We start from the raw sequence: 13,815 nt of genomic DNA, 5'->3' as shown, positions 1-13,815 counted from the left end.
GTAAACCGATTTCCCCAGATTATGAAGCTTTGTTCCTCTGAGAAATGCGTTCTCGTCATGCTCGTAGAAAATGAAACAGATTACGCAACATGCCAGCAGTCGCCCCCCAGATAAATCTGTCCTGATAAGGCATCGCATAAAACATTCTGCTCCCGCTTCCATCCGGCATTTGAAATACACGTCGCTGATGGTGACGCGCATTCATCAGAAATGCCAGCGGCACCTCAAATACTGAAGCAACTTCACCGGGATCAGTGACCGTGTCAAAAGGTGGCTTGACTAAAGAAACGATGGGGCTTACCTGGTAACCTGTGCCAGTTTTATAGTCGGGTAAAGCACCCAGAATATCAATATGGGAACGCGGCAATCCAACTTCCTCTTCAGTTTCACGCAAAGCGGTTTCAGCAGCACTGCCATCAGCGATTTCAAAACGCCCGCCCGGAAAACTGATCTGCCCCGCATGATGCTGTAAATGCGCGGCACGTTCGGTCAATAACAACGTCAGTTCTTTTTCACGCATCACGATGGGGATCAGTACTGATGCCGGACGAAATATCCGTCCTGCCGCCATCAACTCTTCGTTATTGGATTCCGGTGTCCATATCGGAGGACTGGAAAAACGTTGCCGCAACCACTCTGGTGTCAGCCTATCCGCGTCGATCGCAGCCTCATCCGCAATCGAGTGAATCGGTAAATGCTCGGGAGTCAAAATCAATTTAGTCACGGAAATAAACTCTTATTCGCTTAGATCTTATTTTTCAATACAACATAAAAAAAAGGGACGCCGAAGGCATCCCTTTTTTTGTTACGGCATAAACAGATATTACTCTGCTTTCGCTGCTGCAACTTTACGTGCTGGCAATTTCTCTTTAATACGAGCAGATTTGCCTGAACGTTCACGCAGGTAGTACAACTTAGCGCGACGTACGTCACCGCGACGTTTGACTTCGATAGAAGCGATCAGTGGAGAATACAACTGGAATGTACGCTCAACGCCTTCACCGGAAGAAATTTTACGAACGATGAAGTTGGAATTCAAACCACGGTTACGGCGGGAAATAACAACACCCTCGTAAGCCTGTGTACGTTTACGTGTACCTTCAACAACGTTAACGCTGACAACAACAGTATCGCCTGGCGCAAAGTCAGGAATACTTTTACCGAGACGAGCAATTTCTTCTTGCTCTAATTTTTGGATCAGATCCATTTTTATACTCCGATAACCATCTTGCCGACGCTGCAGACATAGTCTGACTTCTGCCCGGTAGAGGATGGGGTTTAACATGCGAACCCAATAGGAACGCTCTTTTACATCCTTGCATACACAAGGAATCTTACAAACTACTCAAAAATTTCTCATCCGCCCGACTGAGCAAACCTGCTTGACGCGCGGCTAAAATCAAATCAGGACGTTTCAAGGCACTTGCTTCAAGCGCTCGCTGGCGTCGCCATTTTTCAATTTCAGCATGATTACCGCTCATCAACACAGCCGGTACAGTTTGCTGCTCAAATATCTCAGGTCTGGTGTAGTGCGGACAATCCAGCAAACCATTTACAAAACTATCCTGCACGGCAGAATCATCATCGTGCAAAACGCCGGGAATCTGGCGAATCACGGCATCCATTAACGCCATGGCTGGTAATTCACCACCGGACAACACGAAATCGCCGAGGCTGATCTCTTCATCAACATACGTATCGAGCAAACGCTGATCAACAGCCTCGTAACGACCGCACAGCAAGATCAGTCCTGACAACTCAGATATCTGCATCACGCGTTTATGCGTCAGACGCTGTCCCTGCGGTGACAGATAAATAACCTTCGGAGCAGGTTTTGCCAGTGCGGCCTGACGCGCTTTAGCTGCGTCAATCGCCGACTGCAAAGGCTTAGCCAGCATGACCATACCCGGGCCACCACCATACGGACGATCATCTACAGTACGGTGACGGTCAGTTGTAAAATCACGCGGATTCCACAGCTTTAACTCGCACTTGTGCTGATCAAACGCCCGTCGCGTGACGCCCGATTGTGTAATGGCGCCAAACATTTCGGGAAACAGCGTGATGACATCAAACTGCATGCAAATGCCTTCTGATTGCATCGTATTAATAATCTGTACCCCAATCAACCTGAATTTTGCGAGCAGCCTGATCGACCTCTTTGACAAAATTATCGACAAAAGGGATCAACTTTTCATGCTTTTGCAATTCAGATTCCGGCACATCGGCAGCAGCAACCCGTAGGATAGGGTGAGCACCATTATCCATCAGATCACGAACCACGCCGAGACTTTCACCCTGCAAATTCTCGACCGCCAAGCCCATCAAATCCTGCCAGTAAAACTCTCCCTCAGACAAAGCTGGGAAGTGTTTACGTGATATTTTGATGGTCGCACCTTTCAGTGCCTCAGCAGCATTCCTGTCTGGAACGCCCACCAGTCTTGCAACTACATCTTCGCCATGAATTTTTGCTTCAAGGCGATTAACGTCGTGTAAATCTGGTTTATCTATCCACCAGGTTTTAGCAGACAACATGGCATCAGCATCTGGCGAATAAGGACGAATCTTTACCCACCCATGAATACCAAATGCTCCCGAGATATAGCCCACCAGGACCAGATCTTCAGGAACATGAACTTCAACTGACATTGAGAGCAAACTATTAAGCTGCTGCTTTGCCAGACTGAGCTACCAGACGAGCAACTGCCGGAGACAATTGTGCGCCAACGCCTTGCCAGTAAGCCAGACGATCAGCAGCAACACGTACTGTTTCTGCATTGCCAGTTGCTACTGGATTGTAAAAACCGATACGCTCGATAAAGCGGCCATCGCGACGATTACGGGAATCAGTTGCAACGATATTGTAAAAAGGACGCTTTTTTGCGCCACCACGAGCTAAACGAATAACGACCATAATATTTCCAAAAAAATTGTTCTAAACGCGGAAAAAGCTGTAGATTATAGCCCGTCCAAAACAAAACAAGCAAGGACTATCAGAGATATGTGCCATAAACGTGTTGATTAGGATACCAGTCACAGCGTCAGCTACAATCATTCATCTCACAAAATTTAAGAAAAACCTGATGATAGCTGCACACAAGAACAAAACCTTCACTACGTTACTGGCAGCACTGGCTGGCAGCGTTGGTGCGCACAGATTTTATTTGTTTGGCAAAAGCGATTATTGGGGATGGGCTCATCTTATCAGCTTACCCATTTCATTCCTGATCAGTCATTTGTACTTCGGCTCACAACCGCTACTGACTTACAGCCTGTTTATTTTGTCATTCTTAATTGCTTTACTCGAAGCACTGGTGACAGGACTGACACCCGATGAAAAATGGGATGCCAGACATAACCCGAATTCAACAAAAACTAGCGCATCATCCTGGCCGCTGGCACTAATACTGGTCTTAACCACAGGCATCGGCGCTATCGCTCTGATAGGTGTCATTGCCCGTGCATTTGATCTGCTATATACAGGTGGAGCCTACGGCTAAGTCAGATCAGCAATAAAAAAAGGACTCAAAAATGAGTCCTTTTTTTGGGTTCTGCGTCAGATGAAATCAGAACTGATCTTCATTCAAGGCGAGCACTCCGGCACTACCATCAACGATAGCAGAACGCAGTCCTTGTGCTGCAGACAGGATATGGTCAGCGAAGAATCTGGCAGTAGCGATTTTTGCCTGATAAAAAGCCGCGTCACCGGACTCTGATTGCAGCTTCTGCTGTGCGATCAATGCGGCACGCGCCATCTGCCAGCCACCCAGCACGATACCGGCCAGCTTCAGGTACGGCACACTGCCCGCAAATACGCCTTTGATGTCTTGCTTGAAATTGGCAACAACATAAGCAACGACATCCTCCAGCGCAGCAGAGCCAGCCGCCAATTGCTTTTGAATCGCCAACAACTCAGGCTGATTGGTAGCAGCTAATGCAACTTCCGTTTCACGAATACGAGCAATTAACGCCTTCACTGTCGCACCGCCATCACGTGCCGTTTTACGGCCAACCAGATCGTTGGCTTGAATTGCCGTCGTACCTTCGTAAATCGTGAGGATTTTTGCATCACGGTAATGCTGTGCCGCACCGGTTTCCTCAATAAAGCCCATGCCGCCATGCACCTGCACACCTGTTGATGTCACATCCAGCGACATTTCAGTGGACCAGCCCTTGACGATAGGAACCAGATATTCATACACAGCCTGATTGGCTTTGCGAGTCGCTTCGTCTGCATGGTGATGCGCAATATCACTCAACCCAGCCGCCACATACGCCAACGCACGCGCACCTTCGGTCTGTGCACGCATAGACATCAGCATACGACGCACGTCAGGATGATTGATAATCGCTACTGGACCAGCGGAGCCAGCCAGATCACGCGATTGGACGCGGTCTTTGGCGTACTGCACCGCTTTTTGATACGCACGCTCTGCCACACCGATACCTTGCATGCCCACACCGAAACGTGCCGCATTCATCATGATGAACATGTATTCCAGGCCGCGGTTTTCTTCGCCGACCAGCGTACCAATCGCACCGCCATGGTCGCCGAATTGCAACACTGCCGTCGGGCTGGCTTTAATACCCAGCTTATGCTCGATCGAGACACAGTGTGCGTCATTGCGAGCACCCAGACTACCATCCGCATTGACCAGGAATTTCGGTACGATAAACAGGGAAATACCTTTCACACCTTCCGGTGCATCCGGCGTGCGAGCCAGCACCAGATGGACGATATTTTCTGCCATATCGTGCTCACCATAAGTGATGAAAATTTTGGTGCCAAAAATCTTGTATGTGCCATCGCCTTGAGGAACAGCACGGCTGCGAACCATCGCCAGATCTGAACCCGCCTGCGGCTCAGTCAGGTTCATGGTGCCAGTCCATTTACCTGAAATCAGATTTTCCAGATAAATTGCTTTTTGCTGATCACTACCCGCAGTCAGCAGTGCTTCAATCGCGCCGTCAGTCAACAATGGGCACAGTGCAAACGAAATGCTGGCCGAGTTCAGCATTTCTATGCATGGAGTAGCGACCAGCTTAGGCAAGCCTTGACCACCAAATTCCTGCGGATGTTGCACGCCCTGCCAACCTGCTTCGCCGAACATCTTGAATGCTTCTTTAAAACCTTTAGTGGTAAAAACCTGTCCGTCCTGCCAGTAACTCGGCGCTTTGTCGCCTTCCCAATTCAGCGGTGCAACGACCTCGCCAGCGAATTTTGCATTCTCTTCCAGTACCGCTTCTACAGTTTCAGATGTGGCATCTTCACAACCGGGTAAAGCATTCACTTCCGACAAGCCCGCAAGTTCGTTCATCGCGAACAGCATGTCTTTCACAGGTGCGACATAAGTCATAACATTTCCTAAAGATAGAAAAGAAAAAAGGACAGAATCAGCAATGTGTCACAACAACAAAAACACTGCTGTCAATGGCGCGACAAACCACTCATTCTGTCCAGTCTGGGCCGGTTAAAAAATTAACGGCCCGCGAATTCATTAAAATCAACCTAATTCAGCAACCAGTTGTGGCACGATTTCAAACAGATCGCCAACGATACCGTAATCAGCGACAGAGAAAATCGGTGCTTCCGGATCTTTGTTGATTGCGACAATCGTCTTGGAATCTTTCATACCCGCCAGATGCTGGATCGCGCCAGAGATACCAACGGCGATATACAGTTGAGGCGCAACGATCTTACCGGTCTGACCAACCTGCCAGTCGTTAGGGACGAAGCCCGCGTCGACCGCAGCGCGGGATGCACCCATCGCTGCGCCGAGTTTGTCTGCCAATGGTTCCAGCACTTTGAATGCATCCGCAGAACCCATACCGCGACCACCGGAAACGATGATTTTCGCAGCGGTCAGTTCAGGACGATCAGACTTGGCAACTTCACGCGAAACAAAAACTGATTTACCAGAATCAGCAACTGCCGAGATAGTCTCAACAGCCGCTGAACCTCCCGTTGCTGCTGCAGCGTCAAAGCCGGTTGTGCGGACAGTAATCACTTTCACAGCATCGGTGGATTGCACGGTCGCGATTGCATTACCTGCATAAATCGGGCGCTCAAATGTGTCAGGAGCATCGACTTTGGTAATTTCAGAAATCTGAGAAACGTCCAGTTTAGCGGCGACGCGTGGCAGGATATTTTTGCCGTAAGCAGTTGCCGGAGCCAGAATATGACTGTAACCAGCAGCAACAGCCAACACCTGCTCAGCGACGTTCTCCGCCAGGCCATCAGCAAAATGTGCCGCGTCAGCGTGCAAAACCTTGCTGACGCCAGCGATTTTCGCTGCTTCTGCAGCTGCAGTACCGGCATTCGAGCCAGCAACCAGTACATGAACATTACCGCCGCATTGAGTCGCGGCAGTAACGGTATTCAAAGTGCTGCCCTTGAGGCCAGCATTGTCGTGTTCAGCGATGACGAGTGTAGTCATGATGTTTTCCACTTAATAAATCACCAGAATGCACTCTGGTGAAAAAATTTTTAAATAAGATGCGATAAAGCAAACTGTCGGTGAATCAGCTGTAAATCAGCGAATCAACCAATCACTTTTGCTTCGTTTTTCAGTTTGGAAACCAGTGTCGCTACGTCAGGAACAATAATGCCTGCGCTGCGTTTAGCTGGTTCAACCACTTTCAGCGTCTTGACGCGGGACGCAACATCGACACCCAGATCAGCTGGTTTGACGTTATCCAACTGTTTTTTCTTCGCTTTCATAATGTTAGGCAAAGTCACATAACGTGGCTCATTCAGGCGCAAGTCAGTTGTCACGATCGCTGGCAAGGTCAGGGCGACAGTTTCCAAGCCACCATCCACTTCGCGAGTGACTGTTGCCTTACCGTCTGCAACAGTTACTTTTGATGCGAAAGTTGCCTGTGGCCAGCCCAGCAAAGCTGCCAGCATCTGACCTGTCTGATTACAGTCATCATCAATGGCTTGCTTACCCAGAATGATTAATTGTGGCTGCTCTTTGTCGGCCAGCGCCTTGAGCAGTTTTGCCACTGCCAGTGGCTGCAGCTCGGCATCAGTTTCGACCAGAATGCCACGATCCGCACCGATTGCCATTGCTGTACGCAATGTTTCCTGGCATTGTGCAACGCCGCAGGACACGGCAATAATCTCAGTAACAGCACCAGCTTCTTTCAGGCGCGTTGCTTCTTCGACGGCAATTTCATCGAATGGGTTCATCGACATTTTGACGTTGGCAATATCAACGCCTGTGCCATCAGATTTGACACGTACTTTGACGTTGTAATCGACTACTCGTTTGACTGGTACCAGGACTTTCATAGTTCTGCCTTTTTGTGAGCTAATTGGAAATACAGATGTACTTACTTCTATCGGATTTATTGCTAATTAATGCTAAGTCATGCTGAACAATCAGGTTAACCAAATCGCTGCGCCGACTTTTTGCGCGACACGTACTTTTAAAGCTGATTTAATGCTGATTGACGTATACGTAAAGTAAATCCGTTTGATTATAAATCGAAATGAGAAGATTTCGCACAATTTAGCACGATCGTTCCTTTTTTGTTTGTATTGATACTAGAGCAGAGTATCTAATCAACACCTTTCGTGACTTTTTATGCGCGTACACCTCACAATTTTTTTTAATTGGGCAGTCAGGTTGCCTTGTTATCGCTGATGCACTATTTAAAATGAAAATAAGCAGTCACTTTAAAAAATTGAAGAAGTTCAGAATATAAAAAAACCCGCAAAATTTGCGGGTTTTTTTGAAATTTGAGATTTATTTGCGCTTAATAAAATACTCAAATTCGTTACTACTTTCCTGATGCGACAATAACTCATTTCCTGTTTGTTTTGAAAATGCTTTGAAGTCACGAACAGATCCAGGATCAGTTGCAAGCACGTGCAAGACCTCACCGGTAATCATTTCAGCAAGTGCCTTTTTTGTCTTCAAAATAGGCAAAGGACAATTCAGTCCGCGAGCGTCAAGTTCTTTATTGAATTGCATGATTTTTCCTGTAGCAGCAAACGATATAGCTCATTTGCAAAACATTTGACGCACCAATTCTACCGGAATTTTCATTGGCATGGTGCGATGCAGCACACTAACAACATTTACCCTGTTTATTTACTCAAGTTATGCACCAAAATATGGCAAATTGCTTTTTTAAATTTGTTCTATTTTCAAAAAAACATCTTGGCAAAAACGAGGTGAAGAAGAAAATCAGGTGATATCAACGTTAACTAAAATATTAGAATCCAATAGCTAACTTAATGTTTCATCATAGGTGAAATTCAGATATTTTTTAGAAAATAATCTGGTGTAGCAGCGTCCATATCGTTACTGCTATTTACCGTTATTGATAAACGAAAGTAAGCGTCGGGCTCACGCATTGAAAATAAAAAAACCGGCACACATGCCGGCTTTTTTTATTGACTAAAATCTACTTTTACATCTGTAGCAATAACTGTAGCGATCTCGACGATCAACCCAGCTTGGCGCCGATCCAATCTGCCACACCTGCGAGCGCATTTGACAAGCCTGAAGGATCAGTACCACCGGCTTGCGCCATGTCTGGGCGGCCACCACCTTTGCCGCCAACTTGCTGCGCCACAAAGTTAACCAAATCACCGGCTTTCACTTTAGATGTGCTATCTGCTGTCACACCAGCAATCAGGCTGACCTTACCATCGTTCACAGCGGCCAATACAATCGCAGCAGTTTTCAATTTATCTTTTAGCTTGTCCATAGTTTCACGCAAAGCTGTGACGTCGGCACCTTCCAGTGTCGCTGCCAACACTTTGATACCTTTAACATCAACCGCTTTACCGACCAGATCATCGCCCTGACTCGATGCCATTTTGGATTTCAGCGTCGCCAGTTCTTTTTCCAAAGCTTTGACGTGATCTTGTACTTGTCCGATCCGCTGCGTCAATTCTTCTGGCTGTGCTTTCAAGGCTGCAGCCGCTTCATTGATACGGCTGTTCAGATTCTGTACCAGCGCTAGCGCAACTTCACCTGTCACTGCCTCGACACGGCGAATACCGGCCGCCACACCACTCTCTGCAACGATCTTGAACAGGCCGATATCACCGGTACGGGAAACATGCGTACCACCGCACAACTCGCGGGAAGAACCGATATCCAGCACGCGGACTTCATCGCCATATTTTTCGCCGAACAATGCCATCGCACCATGTTTGACGGCATCGTCATAACCCATCACTTGCGCCCGGGTGGCAGCATTCGCCAGAATTTCACGATTAACAATGGACTCTACCTGACGGATTTCATCAGCAGTCATCGAGCCGTTGTGACTGAAGTCAAAACGGGTTTTTTCCACATCAACCAAAGAACCTTTTTGCGCGACATGGCTACCCAACACTTCACGCAATGCCTTGTGCATCAGATGCGTGGCTGAGTGATTGCGCATGGTTTGCGCACGAATTTCCGCATTCACTTCAGCCTTGACGTTTTGTACGATCGTCAGGCTACCTGATTTCAATACACCGTGATGACCGAACACATCAGCCTGAATTTTTTGAGTATCTGCAACTTCAAATACCGCGCCATCCAAGCCCATCAATACACCTGAGTCACCGCACTGACCGCCGGATTCAGCATAGAAAGGGGTCGTGTCAAGCACAACGATCGCTTGTTGACCTGCCTTGATTTCATTAACGGCACTGCCATCAACATACAACGCCACAACCTTCGCTTCGTGTTGCAACTGATCGTAGCCGACGAACTTGGTCTTATCGCCGCTGTATTCAATGGCAGTCGCCATTTTGAATTTACCGGCAGCGCGCGCAGTCTGTCTTTGTCTTTCCATCGCGGCATTAAAACCAGCCTCATCCAGCACGACATTACGCTCACGACAGATATCTGCGGTCAGATCGAGTGGGAAACCATACGTGTCATACAAGGTGAACGCAGTTTCACCATCGAGGTTTTTACCGTCTTTGACGAGTGCTGCTTCCAGAATTTTCATACCGTGTTCCAGCGTCTCGCCGAAACGTTCTTCTTCGGTCTTCAAGACTTGGGCAACGCGGTCAGCAACCTCGGCCAGCTCGGGATAAGCACCACCCATTTCCTTGACCAGATCAGCCACCAGCTTGTAGAAGAAAGGCTGGCTTTGACCCAATTTATGGCCATGACGCAAAGCGCGGCGGGTAATACGGCGCAGCACATAGCCACGGCCTTCATTACCAGGAATGATGCCATCAACAATCAGGAAACCAGCGCAACGGATATGATCTGCAATCACGCGCAGGGAATTGTTTTCCAGATCGGTACAACCAGTTTCACGCGCAGCCGCCTTGATCAGGTTTTGAAAAGTATCGATTTCATAGTTTGAGTGTACGTGCTGCAACACCGCGGACAAACGTTCCAGACCCATGCCCGTATCCACGCATGGTTTAGGCAATGGATGCAGAACACCGGCTTCATCTTTGTTGAACTGCATGAACACCAGATTCCAGATTTCGATGAAACGATCACCGTCTTCGTCAGGAGAACCCGGAGGGCCACCCCAGATTTCAGGGCCATGGTCATAGAAAATTTCGGTACACGGGCCGCAAGGACCAGTATCCGCCATCTGCCAGAAGTTATCAGATGCGTAGCGCGCACCTTTGTTGTCGCCGATACGAATGATGCGCTCTACCGGCACACCAATCTCGTTTTTCCAAATTTCATAGGCTTCATCGTCTTCCTGATAAACAGTGACGGTCAGCTTGTCTTTTGGCAGTCCATAAACAGAAGTCAGCAATTCCCACGCATAGTGAATTGCATCTTTTTTGAAATAATCGCCGAAAGAGAAATTACCCAGCATTTCAAAGAAAGTATGGTGACGCGCCGTATAGCCAACGTTTTCCAGATCATTGTGCTTACCACCCGCACGAACACTGCGTTGCGCCGTTGTGGCACGCGTATAACTACGCTTGTCTTGCCCCAGAAACACGTCTTTAAATTGCACCATTCCAGAATTGGTGAACAATAAAGTCGGGTCATTGCCGGGAATCAGGCTGGATGAACGCACACGGGTGTGGCCTTTAGATTCGAAAAAACTGAGGAATTTATCGCGGATTTCTGACGAGTTCATAGAGAGATAGGCCAAAGCTGAAAATGAGTTAACTTCTGATTATACGGTATAAATTCTGCCTTATAACAGGAGTCAGCGCTGTGAAATCCGAAGATTCGTCAATAAAATAGCGATCGGTGATTGCCATTGCGCCAGCACACAAAACGACTAAAGCTGTTCGCAGACTTTAAAAGAAAAAACCGTCAACGCTGAATGCATTGACGGTTTTTTCTGATAAGGATGATCTTACTGACTGGTTTCAACTTTTCTGGCGTTATGTTTTTTTGTATAAATACGTTTGCTGGCAACATTTTCCTGATGTTCAAGCTTTGCGCGTTCCTGTTTGGTCACAACACCATCAGCCGCGGCAGCCTCTTTGTTTGCTTCAATCTTCGCTTCGCGTTTTTCCAGATTTGCGCTTTCTTTCGCAGTCAATTCGCCATTGCTGATGCCTTTGGCGATCCGTTCCTGCTGACGTGCCTGACGTTTATCGATATTCGGTGTTGCAGTCTGCGCAAACACTGGCGCAACAAAAGCAGTGGCAAGAATGAATGCCGTCATCTGTATCGTTTTCATGTTGTACCTTTCAATGTAGAAGCATGTTTCCGGGGAGTGAAATCAATGGGTTGTTCCCATAGACTCCACAACGAAGCGCAAACCTTCAGCGATGACAAGTATTTGTATAGTCATGTAACAAGCGGTAAGCAGACATGAATCTCAGAATCCGGCAGGTATCAGATCAATCCTGTCAGTACAGAATCCATCAACGCCCCAACGTAAAATTTCCACTGCGCGCTCGGCACTGTTGACGGTATAGCAAAATAATCCGTATCCAGCATCTTTCACATTTTTTGCCAGCGATGGACTCAGATACTTGTGATTCGTGTGTAGGGATACAGCACCTACTTCCTGCAATTTCGATTTCCAATCCGATGCAATCTCATCCATCAGCAAACCACGTGGAATAGTGGGAGCGGCACGTTTGGCGGCCATCAGGGCAACAAAAGAAAACGAGGAAAACAAAGGTAGGTGCTTTACATCGCTCACAGCTACATCTGCAAATAGTTCAGAACTCCGGGCGGCAACGATATGCCCGGTTTCCTCTTCAAAGCCCGGGGCTGGCTTGATTTCCACGTTCATCCAGATGTCATGCTGACGGCAGAAACGGACGACATCAGAATACAGCGGCACCGGTTCCCCTTTGTAGCAGGAGCTAAACCACGCGCCTGCATCCATTTTTTGCAAATCAGCAGCAAGCGTATCCGCCACATGCCCGCGACCGATGATGGTGCGGCCAAATTCAGGGTCGTGCATCAGCACAGGAACGCCATCCTTTGATAACATGACATCAAATTCCACCGCAGTGAACCCGTGCACCGCTCCACACTTCATTGCCGCCAGCGTGTTCTCGGGCGCAAGTACACCGCCACCCCGGTGCGCAAGAACTTTGGGATACGGCCACATATTAATCTCCAGAAAAATATTGCAGACAAAAGGATAATCCAGGATGACAGCGACGTCGCTACAAAAAAAAGCACTAGGTCATATACGCATTCTTGATCTGACGCGTGTGCTGGCTGGCCCCTGGTGTGCGCAGAATTTCGCCGACCTGGGAGCCGAAGTCATTAAGGTCGAACGTCCAGGGAATGGCGATGATACGCGTTCCTGGGGCCCTCCTTATCTGCGTGATCAGAATGGCGACAACACAACAGAAGCGGCCTACTATCTCGCCGCCAACCGTGGAAAACAGGCCATCACAGTGGATATTTCCACCCCTGAAGGTCAGGAAATTATCAGAAAACTGGCGGCACAATCCGACGTAGTTCTAGAAAACTACAAAGTCGGCCAGTTAAAAAAATATGGGCTTGATTACGCATCCCTCAAAGAAATCAAACCGGATCTGATTTACTGTTCGATTACCGGCTTCGGTCAGGACGGCCCCTACGCTCATCGCGCTGGCTATGATTTTATCGTTCAGGGCATGGGCGGCTTTATGTCACTGACAGGGGAACGTGACGATCTGCCCGGCGGCGGCCCACAAAAAGCCGGCGTTGCAATTGCCGATCTGATGACCGGCATGTACGCCACTATCGCGGTGATGGCAGCACTGACACATCGTGACCGCACCGGTGAAGGTCAGTACATCGATATGGCTTTGCTTGATGTGCAGGTCGCCATGCTGGCAAACATGAATACGAATTATCTGGCCAGCGGCAAACCGCCGGTACGCTGGGGCAATGCCCATCCCAACATCGTGCCCTATCAGACATTCGCTACGTCCGATGGGCATATTATTGTCGCAGCCGGCAATGACGGCCAATACAAAAAATTTGTCGCGGCCGGTGGCGAAGAACAGCTTGCGACCGATGAGCGCTTCTGCACGAATCCGGCGCGCGTGGCAAACCGTGAGGTATTGATTCCATTGCTGGCGGAGATGGTGAAACGCAAATCCAGACAAGAGTGGATAGCGCTGCTGGAGGACGCCGGTGTTCCGTGTGGACCGATTAACCGGCTGGACGATGTGTTTAATGACCCTCAGGTAAAGGCGCGCGGTATGCAGATTACCTTGCCGCATCCAAGCGCCGGCAGCGTGAAGTTAGTTGGTAGCCCAATGAAACTATCGGCCACGCCACCGGATTATCAGTCGCCGCCGCCATTGCTAGGGCAACACACGGATCAGATTTTAAAATCCGTGCTTGGATATGACGATGAACAATTGAGTCTACTCAGGCAGCGCGGCATTATCTGAAGCAGATGCTCTGA

General features: G+C 48.4%; 14 protein-coding genes. 2 read left to right on the top strand and 12 right to left on the bottom strand.

Annotated elements, in window-relative coordinates:
- Positions 1-55: 55 nt before the first annotated feature.
- The 5 genes from H8K38_RS02060 to rpsP all read right to left on the bottom strand — a co-directional run bounded on the left by H8K38_RS02060 (position 56) and on the right by rpsP (position 2,914).
- Positions 56-724, bottom strand: a complete 669-nt coding sequence (locus H8K38_RS02060; protein ID WP_186883108.1) for a CoA pyrophosphatase — start codon at positions 722-724, stop codon at positions 56-58.
- A gap of 99 nt (positions 725-823) precedes the next feature.
- Positions 824-1,207 (bottom strand): 50S ribosomal protein L19, encoded by a 384-nt coding sequence (gene rplS / locus H8K38_RS02055; protein WP_186883107.1) that lies wholly within the window; start codon positions 1,205-1,207, stop codon positions 824-826.
- 127 nt (positions 1,208-1,334) lie between these two features.
- Positions 1,335-2,081 (bottom strand): tRNA (guanosine(37)-N1)-methyltransferase TrmD, encoded by a 747-nt coding sequence (gene trmD, locus H8K38_RS02050; protein WP_186883349.1) that lies wholly within the window; start codon positions 2,079-2,081, stop codon positions 1,335-1,337.
- Positions 2,082-2,106: 25 nt separating this feature from the next.
- Positions 2,107-2,649, bottom strand: a complete 543-nt coding sequence (rimM, locus tag H8K38_RS02045) for a ribosome maturation factor RimM (RefSeq protein WP_186883106.1) — start codon at positions 2,647-2,649, stop codon at positions 2,107-2,109.
- Between the two features lie 13 nt (positions 2,650-2,662).
- The gene (rpsP, locus tag H8K38_RS02040; protein ID WP_110255824.1) at positions 2,663-2,914 is read right to left on the bottom strand and encodes a 30S ribosomal protein S16; all 252 of its coding nucleotides are present in this window, start codon (positions 2,912-2,914) and stop codon (positions 2,663-2,665) included.
- A gap of 169 nt (positions 2,915-3,083) precedes the next feature.
- On the opposite strand from rpsP, the gene H8K38_RS02035 reads away from it, so the two are divergent.
- A complete protein-coding gene (locus tag H8K38_RS02035) occupies positions 3,084-3,500 on the top strand; it encodes a hypothetical protein (protein WP_186883105.1) in 417 nt (138 codons plus the stop codon).
- Between the two features lie 66 nt (positions 3,501-3,566).
- Here H8K38_RS02035 and H8K38_RS02030 read toward each other — a convergent pair whose 3' ends face one another.
- From H8K38_RS02030 to ugpQ, 7 genes are all read right to left on the bottom strand, one after another.
- Positions 3,567-5,357 (bottom strand): acyl-CoA dehydrogenase, encoded by a 1,791-nt coding sequence (locus H8K38_RS02030; RefSeq protein WP_186883104.1) that lies wholly within the window; start codon positions 5,355-5,357, stop codon positions 3,567-3,569.
- 147 nt (positions 5,358-5,504) lie between these two features.
- On the bottom strand, positions 5,505-6,437 hold the full coding sequence (locus tag H8K38_RS02025) for an electron transfer flavoprotein subunit alpha/FixB family protein (protein WP_186883103.1): 933 nt from the start codon (positions 6,435-6,437) through the stop codon (positions 5,505-5,507).
- A gap of 104 nt (positions 6,438-6,541) precedes the next feature.
- Positions 6,542-7,294 (bottom strand): electron transfer flavoprotein subunit beta/FixA family protein, encoded by a 753-nt coding sequence (locus H8K38_RS02020; protein WP_186883102.1) that lies wholly within the window; start codon positions 7,292-7,294, stop codon positions 6,542-6,544.
- 457 nt (positions 7,295-7,751) lie between these two features.
- Positions 7,752-7,979: a sulfurtransferase TusA family protein gene (locus H8K38_RS02015; protein WP_186883101.1), complete on the bottom strand. Its 228-nt coding sequence runs from the start codon at positions 7,977-7,979 to the stop codon at positions 7,752-7,754.
- A 478-nt stretch (positions 7,980-8,457) separates the two neighbouring features.
- Entirely contained in the window at positions 8,458-11,073 is a 2,616-nt protein-coding gene (gene alaS, locus H8K38_RS02010) for an alanine--tRNA ligase (RefSeq protein ID WP_186883100.1), read from the bottom strand.
- 225 nt (positions 11,074-11,298) lie between these two features.
- Positions 11,299-11,628 carry a hypothetical protein gene (locus tag H8K38_RS02005; RefSeq protein ID WP_186883099.1) on the bottom strand — a complete coding sequence of 110 codons (330 nt, stop codon included), beginning with the start codon at positions 11,626-11,628 and terminating at the stop codon, positions 11,299-11,301.
- Between the two features lie 141 nt (positions 11,629-11,769).
- The gene (gene ugpQ / locus H8K38_RS02000) at positions 11,770-12,516 is read right to left on the bottom strand and encodes a glycerophosphodiester phosphodiesterase (RefSeq protein WP_186883098.1); all 747 of its coding nucleotides are present in this window, start codon (positions 12,514-12,516) and stop codon (positions 11,770-11,772) included.
- Between the two features lie 43 nt (positions 12,517-12,559).
- On the opposite strand from ugpQ, the gene H8K38_RS01995 reads away from it, so the two are divergent.
- Positions 12,560-13,801 (top strand): CaiB/BaiF CoA-transferase family protein, encoded by a 1,242-nt coding sequence (locus tag H8K38_RS01995; RefSeq protein ID WP_186883097.1) that lies wholly within the window; start codon positions 12,560-12,562, stop codon positions 13,799-13,801.
- Positions 13,802-13,815 lie beyond the last annotated feature (14 nt).

The organism is Undibacterium sp. FT79W, assembly GCF_014284215.1.
Classification (GTDB): domain Bacteria; phylum Pseudomonadota; class Gammaproteobacteria; order Burkholderiales; family Burkholderiaceae_D; genus Undibacterium; species Undibacterium aquatile.
This window is presented reverse-complemented; position numbering and strand designations above follow the sequence as displayed.